Raw genomic sequence first — 12,008 nt, forward strand, 5'->3', positions numbered from 1 at the left:
ACCAGCGTGGTGGTTTCGACAGGCTCAACCAGCGGGGTCGGCCTCTGTTTCGACAGGCTCAACCAGCGGGGTGGTTTCGACGGGCTCAACCAGCGGGGTGGTTTCGACGGGCTCAACCAGCGGGGTGGTTTCGACAGGCTCAACCAGCGCGGTCGGCCTCGGTTTCGACGGGCTCAACCAGCGGGGTGGTTTCGACAGGCTCAACCAGCGCGGTCGGCCTCGGTTTCGACGGGCTCAACCAGCGGGGTGGTTTCGACAGGCTCAACCAGCGGGGTGGTTTCGACCGGCTCAACCAGCAGAGCGTCGCGGAGGGCCAGCGCTGCCTGGACCAGCGCCGCGTGTGTCAGTGCCTGCGGATAGTTGCCGAGCAGGGCCCCTGTGCCGGGATCGATCTCCTCGCTGAACAGGCCCAGCGGACTTGCGTGCCCAAGAACCGCCCCGAACAATGCAGCGGCCTCCGCTGACCTTCCCGTGAGGGCGAGGGCCTGGGCGAGCCAGAAGGAGCAGGGGAGGAAAGCCCCCTCATCGCCCGGCAGCCCGTCCTGGCCCGGCGGGTAGCGGTAAAGGAAGGGGTAGCCGGCCGAAAGCTCCGACCACACCGCATCCACCGTGCCCCGAAGCCGCGGGGAGTCCGGTGACTCGAAGCCGGTTACCGGCAGGATCAGCAGGGCAGAATCAAGATCCATCGAGCCGTAGGAGCGGGTGTACGTGTTCCTCTCGGCGTCGAATCCATGGGTCCGGATGTCGGCGGCGATAGCGTCCCGGGCGCCTTCCCACCGGCGCCGCCGCCGGGCACTGAGGCGATGGCTCCGGGCAATGCCCAGCGCCCGGTCCAGGGCCAGCCAGCCCATGATCTTGGAATGCACATGCTGCGCCGCGTCAGCCCTGATTTCCCATATACCGGCATCGGGCTCCGGCCAGCGCCGCGCCACGAGGTCGGTAAAGCCGCGCATCGCCCGCCACGTCTCCGAGTTGAGCCGGTGCCCCTGCCGGACAAGGTTCCACGCGGCGTCGAGGACCCAGCCATAGCCGTCGAGCTGGTGCTGGTGGGCGGCGCCATTGCCCACCCGCACCGGAGCGCTGCCCGCGTAGCCCGGCCAGCTCGCCAGGGTGCGTTCGCGGGGGACATGCCCTCCGGTCATGGTCAGCAGAGCCGGCAGCCGGGGCCGCTGCAGCCTGCTCGCGTGCAGGAGCCAGTTCAGGAAGTTCAGGGCCTCGCCGTCTTTGCCCAGGCCGAGGAAGGCGGCGATGCCGATGCTGGCGTCCCGCGGCCAGGCGTACCTGTAATCCCAGTTCCGGATGCCGCCCGGGTCCTCGGGCAGTGACGTGGTGGGGGCCGCGACCGGCGCGCCCGAGGGGGAGTAGGTCAGCAGCTTCAGCGTCAGCAGGCTCCGCAGGACTGCTTCGCGGAACGGGATGTCCTCGCTGATGCCTGACGCCCACTCCCGCCAGCGGGCTTCGTCGGCCTCCACCAGATCCCATGCCGTTTCGGGATCGATCCAGACCAGGGGTTCCGTGTACGCCAGGGCGAGCACCATCACAACGGGACGCCCGGGCTCAACGGTGATTGCCGTCGTCGTACCCGGCTCCACCCGCATCCCGCCGCTGACGCCGAGCGACATGGCCAGGGCGCCCCATTCGCAGACCAGGTGCTGGTCCTGCCGGACGCGGGGCCGCGCGTGGCGCTCGCCGAAGCGGGGGTTAAATTCGACGGCGGCCTCCGCCGGAGCGCCGTCGGCCTCCAGCCGCCGGATGAGGAGGGTGGTGGGCAGCAGGCGGCCGGATACTTCCGCCACCATCGCCTCGGCGAGTGTCAGCGTGCCGCCGTCGGTGGCCCAGACCGTCTCAAGCGTGGCGGTGTGCGGCCGGTAACGGCGCACGATGCGCTCGCCGGGCAGGGCGGGACCGGCGCGGAAGGTGCCCGCGTCCGGGCCGCCGAGCAGTGCACCGAAGACGGGATCGCCGTCGAAGGTGGGCGCGCAGAGCCAGTCGATGCCGCCGTCGGCCGAGACCAGGGCGGCCGTGCGTGTATCCCCCAGCAGGCCGTAATCCGCAAGGGCGGGGGAATGCCTGGCTTCCATGGTGCGTCCACCTTCTCTCGCTGGGGGTCAGCTGGCCGTGAGCAGCAGCCCGAGCAGTGAGCCGTAAACCAGATGGGCCGCCACGGCCACCGCCGGAGTCTGAATTCCGTAGTTCAGGCCCAGCAGGCCCGGAGGTTCGAGTGCAGCCCGGCTGGCCGGACCCGCCCTGGTGCTGGCCATTCTGGGATGGATGCCGGGCAACAGCGGCAGGATGACGGTCAGCGCCACCGCGACGTGCAGGAGTCCCAGCAGCGCGCCGATCCACCACGTTGCCTGGCCCAGCAGCGCAAACACCGCCGCGTAACCGAGGGCGAAGACCTGCCCTGCCGCGAGGTGGATGAAGAAGCCGGCGATACGCGCCTTGTCTGGATCCGGGGTAACCAGGCTGCCCAGGACCAGGGGCAGGTCGAGCCGGGTCCAGCCGGCCATCTGGAAGGCAATCATCACCGCGGTCAAGGCCGTGGTGGCGAGCAGCCCGAACAGCGCCCAGCCTTGCCAGTCCACCTCAACCGCCGTCCCGCTGCTCGCGGGCGAGCCGCGCTTGTGCCAATTCCATGACGCACCTTCTAAAACTAGGTAATTCAATTTTAGAACCTCGGATGAGCGGCAATCAAGGTGCCAGCGTTGGGTCCTCCGATACCCATCTATCCGTCGCGGTCAGGAAGGCTTCCGTTTGGTGGAACTGCTGGATCAAGCGCCCGATGGCCACTGTCGTCGCGCCTCTGTGCAAGGTCTGCCCCCAGCGAGAGAGGAAAAAATCCGAGCCCCAGCCCAACCCCCACGAGGACCGGGAAGTACACGGCGTAGTACCGCCGAACGGCACCGCTGATCCCCAGGTCAGTCAAACCATCCGCCCGCGCCGCTGCCTTGGCCCATCGGGCACGGGCTCCCGCATCGGGGTCAGTCATCCTCACGACCTCCTTCCATCCGCCCGGCGGGCCACGGCTTGGTTTCGACAGGCTTAACCAGCGCGGTTCACCGCCACGCGATCTGGCCCGCCACGTATTCCGCGTCCAGCCCCACCGCCCCCACCGTGGAGGACGCGTGCCTCGTGAGCCAGGGGAGCCCGACAGCATAAAGCCCCGGAACCTCCGTGACCCCCCGCAAATGCCGCGGGTAGTTCCACTCGTCGAGCACTGGGATGTCCAGGAAGCCGAAGTCCAGCCCGTAGCCGGTGCTCCAGATGACGGAGGTGATGCCTTCGGCGCCGAGGTCCAGGCGCGAGCCGGAGGAAGAAGGCTGCCAGTCGACCGCCGGCACAGGTTCCGCAAGGGGCGCCTCGATCCCCGCCGCCGCTATGTACGTGTCAAGCATCACCTGCATCCGCTGCCCGAACGACGCCTCCACCAGCGCCATGCGGGCGGCGAGGTCGTCGCTGAAGACGAGTACGTCGTCGTCCGTCCCTTCAAAGTGGCCGTGCAGGCGGACGCCCCGGCGGCCGAGATCCCGCAGGCGGATGCTGTGCCCGCCGTCATTGCCGGAGATCAGCGGATTGCACGTGAAACGCGCGGCGGGCGAGGGGAGCTGCTCCGCCTGCAGGCCGTTGATGCCGTAGTCCGGTCCGTGCAGGTTTACCTGCAGGAGCCAGTAGAACGTGTCCTGGCCGCGGTAGCGCCGTGGCGCCTCGGGGCAGGCCGAGACAGACAGGTGCACGTCCCGGCCGGCGGCGAGCAGGTCCTCCGTGATCTGGCCGCCCGACTGCCCGGTCCCCACCACCAGCACCGCGCCGTCGGGCAGCTGCTGCGGGTTGCGGTAGTCATGGCTGTGCAGCTGGGTAATGTGCTCGGGGAGTTTGGCGGCCGACGCCGGAACCCGTGGCCGCTGATAGGCCCCGTTCGCCAGGACGATGTTCCGGGCCAGCCAGCTTGCCTGGTTCGTGTCGACGGCGAAGCCGCCGCCCGGTGTCGCCCCACCACGCCCTGTGCCGCCCGCGGCGCAGCCGTCCGCGCGTGCAACCCGGGTGACTTCCGTCCCCAGCTGCACGGGAGCTGCTATCCGCCGCGCGTAGTGCCGGAACAGCTCGATGACCTCGTCGCGGGGCAGGAACGCGTCCGGCTCCGGACCGTCGTACGTCATCCCCGGCAGCAGGAACGCGAAGTTCGGCGTGTTGAGGTAGAACGAGTCCCAGCGGTCCTGCCACGCGCCGCCCAGTTCCGGGCGCTGCTCCAGCAGCTGGTGTTCGACGCCGGCCCGGCTGAGCCAGCAGCTCGTGGCCAGGCCGGCCTGCCCCGCCCCGATCACCAGGGTGTCGACTTCACGCGCGGTGGCCGGAGAGAAAGACATGGCTACTTCTTGGCGGCCTTCGGCTTGGGTTCCTTCGCGGCCTTGGGCGGCAGGCTGGCGACGTACGCGAACGCCTTCTCCGTCCAGGCCCGGGCCCGCGCTTCGTCGCCGTCGCCCTCTTCGTTCCAGATCTCGGGCAGACCGGTGTACCCGCCCATTGGACGCTCCGGCGGCCCGAAGGGAACGGTGCGCTCCCCGGACTCGAGCGCCTCCCGGTCCTCCGCGGAGAGCTTGATGCCGATGGTCGGCCCGAACAGCCCGGCGAACATATTGCCGTTGACGAACGCCCCCAGGTTCCCGAACATCGGCTTGATGACCACCTCGGGATGGTCAGGCACCACGGCCCGGAAGTGTTCCTTGTCAGCCTCGGTCGCTTTGGGCATTTCCATTGGTGCACCTCCAGGTAGCAGGGCTCGGGCAGAAGGAGTGGGAATGGCCGTGCGCCATCCCATGCCCCGGATCATACGCCCGGCCGTCGGGCCCGGCCACCGTCACGGCCCGGCCCAACTGCCAGACAGCCCCGCCAACTTCACCATCCGGCGCTCTGCTGTTTGCCTGCCCGCAGTGCTATACCTAGCTCAAGGCAACTAAATGTGCGGCTGTTTGCAGTGCGGAGATTCGGACGATCCGGGCCTGCCCGGAGGCTGGAGGAAAGGTGCTGAGCAGGCCAGCCGGAGCGCGGACGGGCCGACGGGCACTCCTCGCCGTTGCCTGCCTCGGGGCGCTCGCCGTCCTCACCTCCTGCTCAGGCGCCGTCACGGACACCGTGTCCACCGCCGCCGAGGACAGCGCCTCCGCCATCGCCACCGCCCGGCTCGCCATCCGGCAGGACGCAGACGGCAAGCTCACCCGCGCCGCCACTTCCACCGCGCTCGATGACGCCCTCAAGGAAGTGCAGACCAGCCGCGACACCGTCCTACGGCTCTCACCCGCCTCCCCGGAGGACCGGCAGATGCGGGAGGACGCTCTGAAGGTGCTGGACAGTTCGGCCGCCGGCCTCACCACCGCGCGGAACGCTGTGTCGTCCGACGACGGCGGGCCGCCCCTTTCCGAGGGGGCGCGGGCGCTCGCAGCGGCAGAGGAAGCCCTGAACGGGCTGAAGTCGAAGGTGGGCGGGAAATGAAGCGCCTGCTGGGCGTGGCGCTCGGCATCCTGACCGCCATCGGCGGCTTTGTGGACATCGGCGACCTGGTGACGAACGCCGTCGTCGGATCCCGGTTCGGGCTGTCCCTAATTTGGGTGGTGTTGGTCGGCGTAGTCGGCATCTGCGTGTTCGCCAACATGTCGGGCCGGGTGGCGGCAGCCTCCGGTCGCGCCACCTTCGAGGTCATCCGTGAACGGCTGGGGCCGCGCGCCGGGCTGGCGAACCTGTCCGCGTCCTTCCTCATCAACCTGATGACGGTGACGGCCGAAATTGGAGGCGTCGCCCTGGCCCTGCAGTTGGCCAGCAGCGTCAACTACCTGCTGTGGATTCCGCTGGCCGCGGTGGCAGTGTGGCTGGTGATCTGGCGGGTCAAGTTCTCCATCATGGAAAACGTCACCGGGCTCCTGGGCCTGACCCTGATCGTCTTCGCCGTGGCACTGTTCCTGCTCAAGCCGGACTGGGGCAACCTGGCCAGCCAGGCCATCCCCGCCGTCCCGGCCGAGGAAACCGGCGCCACCTACTGGTACTTCGCCATCGCCCTGTTCGGCGCTGCCATGACACCGTACGAGGTGTTCTTCTTTTCCTCCGGCGCTGTGGAGGAAGGGTGGAAGATCAAGGACCTGATCCAGTCGCGGATCAACGTCCTGGTGGGGTTCCCGCTCGGCGGGCTGCTGTCCGTCGCGATCGCCGGGTGCGCCGCCGTCGTGCTTCTCCCGGCCGGAATCGCCGTCACGTCCCTCTCCCAGGTGATCCTCCCGGTGGCGGAGGGCGCCGGGAAACTGGGGCTCGCCGTCGTCCTTCTGGGCATTGTGGCCGCGACGTTCGGCGCCGCGCTGGAGACGACGCTGTCCAGCGGCTACACGCTGGCGCAGTTCTTCGGCTGGTCCTGGGGCAAGTTCCGTGCGCCGGCGCAGGCGGCACGGTTCCATCTGGCCATGATCATCTGTCTGCTGGTGGGCATCGGGGTGCTGGCCACCGGCGTGGACCCCGTGCTGGTCACCGAATACTCCGTGGTGTTCTCCGCCGTGGCGCTGCCGCTCACGTACCTGCCCATCCTGATCGTGGCCAACGACCCCCAATACATGGGCCACCACGTCAACGGCCGTGGCGTGAACGTGGTGGCGATGATTTACCTCGTGGTGATCCTCGTGGCCTCCCTGGCGGCCATACCCCTGATGATCGTGACAGGAGCCGGCGCATGAAAACATCCCGCCCGTTGGGCTCTGTTCCCCTTGTCCCGGTTCCGCCTGTCGCCGGGCAGACCCTGGACGCCCAGTTGCACCTGCTGGACCGGCAGGTTCTGGACAGCGACGGCGTCCCCGTCACCACTGTCGACGACCTCGAACTCGGCGCCCCCGAGGGCGAACCGGAGCTTCCTATAGGGACGGTGATCCCTGCAGGAACGCCGGCCCCGGTGCTCACCGCACTGCTGACCGGTCCCGTGCTGGGGACGCGCATCTTCGGCGGCAGGCCGCCGTCGTCCCGGCTGATCCGGATCCCGTGGACGGACGTTGCCGACGTCGGCGTGGTGGTCCGGCTCGGCGTCAGCGGACAGGGCCTCGACGCCGACTGGGTGGAGCGCTGGATCCGCGACAAGATCATCGCGCGGATTCCAGGAGGCCGCCGTGATCCTCGGTGACCTTTTGGGCACTGCCGTGCACGACGACGACGGCGTGCGGCTGGGGCGCGTGGCCGACGCCCGGTTTGTGGTGGACGGCGCACCGCACCGGCTGATGGCTGACGCCCGCCTGCTGGGCCTGGTGGTCAGCCCGCACAGCTGGTCGTCATTCCTGGGCTACGAGCGGAACAGCCTCACGCAGCCGTGGCCACTGCCGGGGCTGCTGCGGTGGCGGCACCGCGGATCCTTTTTTGTCATGTGGGAGGACATCGCGGTGCTCGGCGACCGGTCCGTCCGGCTGCGGCCCGGGTACACGGCGTACAGTCCGGCGCTGGACGGAAGCGGGCAGGAGTAGGTTTTTCGTTACGCTGAGCTGCCTGGAAAGGTTGTTCCCTCAACTTTGTCGCCTAGCCGCGAAATTGTCCTGTACAGTTGATCTCGTTGTTGTGTTTGCATTGTGTAGTTCAGGCAGTACGCGCGGTCGAAAGTCCGCGTCTTTCTGAAGTAGCGGTTTTGAACACCCCACACCGGAGGACCCGAAAGTCGGGACAGTTCCTCCACCTTCACGAAGGACAAAAATAATGGCTACTGGTACCGTCAAATGGTTTAACGCTGAAAAGGGCTTCGGCTTCATTTCCCCCGATGACTCCTCGCAGGACGTGTTCGCGCACTACTCCGCGATCAACTCCGGCGGCTTCCGCTCCCTCGAAGAGAACCAGAAGGTTTCCTTCGAAACCGAGCAGGGCCCCAAGGGTCCCCAGGCCGTCAACATCCAGGCTCTCTAATTTTCTAGAGAACCGGGACCGTTAGGTTTCGAGCAGGGCCCGTCTTCGTGACGGGCCCTGCTTTTGTTAACCAGGTTGTGCTGGAACGCTGCTGATTGAGCCTGTCGCTGCTGATCGAGCTTGTCGCCGCTGATTGAGCTTGTCGACCGCTGATTGAGCTTGTCGAAATCAAGGCGCGCGTGGTTTCGACAAGCTCAACCAGGGTGGACAACCGCGGATCGAGCTTGTCGAGATCAAGGCGGGGCCGGTTTCGACAGGCTCAACCAGCGGGGCGAACCGCGGATCGAGCTTGTCGAGATCAAGGCGGGGCCGGTTTCGACAGGCTCAACCAGCGGGGCGAACCGCGGATCGAGCTTGTCGAGATCAAGGCGGGCTCGGTTTCGACAGGCTCAACCAGCGGGGCGAACCGCGGATCGAGCTTGTCGAGATCAAGGCGGGGCCGGTTTCGACAGGCTCAACCAGCGGGGACAACCGCGGATCGAGCTTGTCGAGATCAAGGCGGGGCCGGTTTCGACAGGCTCAACCAGCGGGGCGAACCGCGGATCGAGCTTGTCGAGATCAAGGCGGGCGTGGTTTCGACAGGCTCAACCAGCGGGGCGAACCGCGGATCGAGCTTGTCGAGATCAAGGCGGGCGTGGTTTCGACAGGCTCAACCAGCGGGGGCGAACCGCGGATCGAGCTTGTCGAGATCAAGGAGGCTCGGTTTCGACAGGCTCAACCAGCGGGGCGAACCGCGGATCGAGCTTGTCGAGATCAAGGCGGGCGTGGTTTCGACAAGCTCAACCAGCGGGGCGAACCGCGGATCGAGCTTGTCGAGATCAAGGCGGGCGTGGTTTCGACAAGCTCAACCAGCGGGGCGAACCGCTGATCGAGCTTGTCGAGATCAAGGCGGGGCCGGTTTCGGCAGGCTCAACCAGCGGGTCGCCCGGTTTCGACAGGCTCAACCAGCGGGTCGCCCGGTTTCGACAGGCTCAACCAGCGGGGCCTGGTTTCGACAGGCTCAACCAGCGGGGCCTGGTGTCGACAAGCTCAACCAGCGGCTCTTAGAGCTGGCCGCGGGCTGCCAGGAACGCGGTCAGTGCGGGGTTTTCGATTTCCTTCGCCAGCCAGGGGATGGCCTGGGCTGCGGTGTCGTTACCGAGCACGGCGCGGTGGGACTGTGCCCGCACCACGAACTCGCGCATCCCGCTGCGGCTAGCAAGCGCACCGAGACTCTCGACGACTTCTCCAGCGTGCTCGGACCTTGCCGCGATGGCCACCTCCGCCGCAACGTCCAGCAGCCGGGCCGAATACCAGAGGTACCAGGGCTTGGGCTCCAGCCCCCTGTCGACCCAGTGCTGTGCCGCAGCAAGGTCGCCGTGCGCGAGGAACAGCCGAGCTTCCGCCCCAGCCGCGAGGGCCATGTAACAGTGGTCCCCGGCCAGGTCCGCCATCACCCACGACCGGTCGATCATTTCCGCGGCAGCCTCAAGATCGCCGGCCGCCAGGTACGTTTCGCCGCGCACTCCGGCCACAAAGGGTTCGAAGGCCGTCCAGTGCTCAGCAGCAATCCATTCGAGTGCCTGGTCCAAGGAAGCAGCCGCCGATTCCAGGTCCCCGCGCAGCAGCCACACACGGCCAAGGAGCGCGCTGCTGAACGCCAGTTGCCGGCGGTTCCGCACCTCCCTGGCCAGCCTGACGGACGCGGTCAACGCCTCCACCGCGTCGCCATAGCGTGCGGTATCCGACGCCAGCATCCCCTGGATCGCCAGGACCCGCGCCTGCTCGTCGCGGAACCCGGCGGCCGCCGCACTGGCCCGCTCAAGCCAGCCGGCCGCGCGGTCCGGAACGCCCCGCTGGACGGACAGGTACCCCAGCTCGCGGTAAGCGGCCGCCGTAGTGGGGGACGCGCCGTCATACTTTTCCGACGGCGCCTCCGCCGCCGGGGCTTCGGCGCTCAGCGCCCGGTGCAGGAAATCCGCCACCTCCGCGCCACGGCCGCCCGCCTGGTGGATCATTGCTCCGGCCAGCGTGACCAGCGACTCGGCGAGGATATGCCGGCTGGGGGTGCGCTGGGCCAGAACGACGGCGAGACGCAGCTGGTCCAGCCCCCGGTCCACGGCTCCGGCCGAGAGTGAGGCGCCGCCGGCGTCGAGATAGGACCGAACGGTCGCCACGGTGGCGGGAATTCCCGGGTCGGTCTCCGGTTCCGTGCCGGACAGGGCCGCGCGGATTTCCGGCGGCAGCGGCAGGCCCAGCTCGTCGCGATAGAGGTTGGCGCACTTGGCCACATGCTCCCGGGCACGTCGGTGCTCACCGATCGCTACGAGCGCCCGGACCAGCACGGCGTTGCAGTCGGTGTGGAACGGGTCCCGCTGCAGCGCACGGGAGGCCAGCTCCGCAGCCTCGCGGGGATCGCCCGAGGCCAGCGCGGACACTGAGGACTCATACAGCAGGGACTGCGCGCAGTTCTCCAGCCGGTAGCGCTGGTCCGCCAGCCAGGAATCGAAAACCGGGCAATCGCCGAAGGACAGTCCCTCCAGCAGCTGGCCATTCAGGCTGTGCGGGTCGGGGCGGGGGATGGCACCCGCCCCGACGAGTTCGACGGCGTCGCAGCGCCAGGGCGGCTGGAGCACCAGCCGCAGTGGGTCACCGTCGAATGTCACGCCGGCGAGCGTCCGCCGGAGCTCGGAGAGGTTCCAGCGTAGGGCGCCGAGCGGATCAGCCGCATCCGGAAACAGCAGCGTTGCCAGCCGCGACCGTCCGGTGCCGTCCGGCTGAAGCGCAAGGTAGGACAGCACGGCCCATGCCTTGCGGCCCCTGGGCTGCTGCGGGGGAGAGGTGCCAGTGGACTCGATCGCCGGCGGACCGAGGAGCCGAATGGTGCTTTCGGCCATACGCGCCATTCTAGCCCCGGCCATCCGCGGAGTCAGCGGGCGTTCACACGCTTGCTCACACGCCGTTCGCGGACACTGAAATCACCCCATCCGCAATACACAAACCGAGGCGCAAACATCATGGTACTGCTCGTTATCCTGCTTCTTACCGGACTCTGGGTTGTCACCGCCACCGTCCGCTCCGTCCTGACCGACGGCCGGGGACACCACCCCAGTGTCCGCTCCACCGAGCCATGGAGAGCGGGAGACCTTCCCAGCGTCCCCTACTCCAGCGCACGGCTCTGGTAGGACCGGATTCGAGCGGTTCGGTTTCGACAGGCTCGGTTTCGACAGGCTCAACCAGCGGGGGACGAGCTTGTTGAACGCTGATTGAGCTTGACGGAATCAAGGAGACCCGGGTTTAGACAGGCTCAACCACCGGAATACGACGGCGGGAGGCCGGCAGAACTGCCGGCCTCCCGCCATCTCGGGCTACTTAGGGCATTTGAGGTCCGGGTTGTAGGCCGCGAACATGCCGTCGGGATTATCCCGCCAGACCCACGCGTGCCGGGCGAAAGTCCCGGGGAACGGCCCATTCTCAAATTTCAGGCCTGCGATCTCCGGCCTCTTCTTGGCCGTGGAGAGGAATTCGACGGCTACCAGCTTGTACTGGCCCTGTTTGTTGGGCATGTACACCAGCACTTCGGGTTTGCGGGCATCGGTCTTGGCGTCCACCAACGAGTTCTTGACGTAGTGGAATCCCATCGCGCCAACACCCGGTTTGTCGACGCAGTCAGACCCCTTTTTGTAACCGTCCTCCATCGCTTCATCCAGCGAACGGTATTCCTCAGTGATGTCCCTCAGCGTGTGAACCAGTTTGCGCTGCTGGGACGTCAACTTGGAGTCATGATCATCGTCATCGTGCGTGGAGCTCCCGTAGGCGGCGGCGCCGGGCATAAGTCCTGCGGCCAGTCCAGCAGCCGCGACCATGGAGATCAATCCTGTTTTGCTGCGATACAACATTTTCTTCCAACCCTCTGAGACCGGTGTTTCCAATTCGGTAAGGGTGCGAAGCAGTGGACCGACCCCGCCCACCTTCGCCAGGATGCCGGTAGCCCCGATAGGCCAGCCGGTGGATTACCGCTCGCGTGCACTGCACGTAAAAGTTTTTGAGCGGCGTTAAGATTATGCGCCTGGCGCCAGGGTTTAGACAGACTTGGTTTCGACAGGCTCAACCAGCGG

At 67.4% G+C, this 12,008-nt stretch carries 13 protein-coding genes; 6 read left to right on the forward strand and 7 right to left on the reverse strand.

Annotated features, from left to right (window positions below; all coding sequences use genetic code 11):
• Positions 1-24: 24 nt before the first annotated feature.
• From QFZ33_RS07135 to QFZ33_RS07155, 5 genes are all read right to left on the reverse strand, one after another.
• Entirely contained in the window at positions 25-177 is a 153-nt protein-coding gene (locus QFZ33_RS07135; RefSeq protein ID WP_307026115.1) for a hypothetical protein, read from the reverse strand.
• Between the two features lie 23 nt (positions 178-200).
• On the reverse strand, positions 201-2,081 hold the full coding sequence (locus QFZ33_RS07140; RefSeq protein WP_307026117.1) for a glycoside hydrolase family 15 protein: 1,881 nt from the start codon (positions 2,079-2,081) through the stop codon (positions 201-203).
• 27 nt (positions 2,082-2,108) lie between these two features.
• Positions 2,109-2,585 carry a hypothetical protein gene (locus QFZ33_RS07145; RefSeq protein WP_307026119.1) on the reverse strand — a complete coding sequence of 159 codons (477 nt, stop codon included), beginning with the start codon at positions 2,583-2,585 and terminating at the stop codon, positions 2,109-2,111.
• A gap of 471 nt (positions 2,586-3,056) precedes the next feature.
• Complete coding sequence (locus QFZ33_RS07150; RefSeq protein ID WP_307026121.1) at positions 3,057-4,364, reverse strand: flavin-containing monooxygenase; 1,308 nt, start codon at positions 4,362-4,364, stop codon at positions 3,057-3,059.
• A 2-nt stretch (positions 4,365-4,366) separates the two neighbouring features.
• Complete coding sequence (locus tag QFZ33_RS07155) at positions 4,367-4,753, reverse strand: TfoX/Sxy family protein (RefSeq protein ID WP_307026123.1); 387 nt, start codon at positions 4,751-4,753, stop codon at positions 4,367-4,369.
• A gap of 266 nt (positions 4,754-5,019) precedes the next feature.
• On the opposite strand from QFZ33_RS07155, the gene QFZ33_RS07160 reads away from it, so the two are divergent.
• The 5 genes from QFZ33_RS07160 (at position 5,020) to QFZ33_RS07180 (ending at position 7,911) form a co-directional block, all read left to right on the forward strand.
• On the forward strand, positions 5,020-5,487 hold the full coding sequence (locus tag QFZ33_RS07160) for a hypothetical protein (RefSeq protein ID WP_307026125.1): 468 nt from the start codon (positions 5,020-5,022) through the stop codon (positions 5,485-5,487).
• Positions 5,484-6,710 carry an Nramp family divalent metal transporter gene (locus tag QFZ33_RS07165; RefSeq protein WP_307026126.1) on the forward strand — a complete coding sequence of 409 codons (1,227 nt, stop codon included), beginning with the start codon at positions 5,484-5,486 and terminating at the stop codon, positions 6,708-6,710. Before QFZ33_RS07160 ends, QFZ33_RS07165 begins: the two co-directional genes overlap by 4 nt.
• Positions 6,707-7,147, forward strand: a complete 441-nt coding sequence (locus QFZ33_RS07170) for a hypothetical protein (protein ID WP_307026128.1) — start codon at positions 6,707-6,709, stop codon at positions 7,145-7,147. Before QFZ33_RS07165 ends, QFZ33_RS07170 begins: the two co-directional genes overlap by 4 nt.
• On the forward strand, positions 7,134-7,481 hold the full coding sequence (locus QFZ33_RS07175; RefSeq protein WP_307026130.1) for a PRC-barrel domain-containing protein: 348 nt from the start codon (positions 7,134-7,136) through the stop codon (positions 7,479-7,481). Before QFZ33_RS07170 ends, QFZ33_RS07175 begins: the two co-directional genes overlap by 14 nt.
• A gap of 226 nt (positions 7,482-7,707) precedes the next feature.
• Complete coding sequence (locus QFZ33_RS07180; RefSeq protein WP_190606256.1) at positions 7,708-7,911, forward strand: cold-shock protein; 204 nt, start codon at positions 7,708-7,710, stop codon at positions 7,909-7,911.
• 1,043 nt (positions 7,912-8,954) lie between these two features.
• Here the strand turns inward: QFZ33_RS07180 and QFZ33_RS07185 are convergent.
• Positions 8,955-10,787 (reverse strand): tetratricopeptide repeat protein, encoded by a 1,833-nt coding sequence (locus QFZ33_RS07185; protein WP_307026131.1) that lies wholly within the window; start codon positions 10,785-10,787, stop codon positions 8,955-8,957.
• Between the two features lie 120 nt (positions 10,788-10,907).
• Between QFZ33_RS07185 and QFZ33_RS07190 the strand changes: the two genes are divergently transcribed.
• Complete coding sequence (locus QFZ33_RS07190) at positions 10,908-11,075, forward strand: hypothetical protein (RefSeq protein WP_307026133.1); 168 nt, start codon at positions 10,908-10,910, stop codon at positions 11,073-11,075.
• Between the two features lie 183 nt (positions 11,076-11,258).
• On the opposite strand, the gene QFZ33_RS07195 is transcribed toward QFZ33_RS07190, so the two are convergent.
• Complete coding sequence (locus QFZ33_RS07195) at positions 11,259-11,822, reverse strand: hypothetical protein (protein ID WP_307026134.1); 564 nt, start codon at positions 11,820-11,822, stop codon at positions 11,259-11,261.
• Positions 11,823-12,008 lie beyond the last annotated feature (186 nt).

This window comes from Arthrobacter globiformis, assembly GCF_030815865.1.
GTDB lineage: Bacteria > Actinomycetota > Actinomycetes > Actinomycetales > Micrococcaceae > Arthrobacter > Arthrobacter globiformis_B.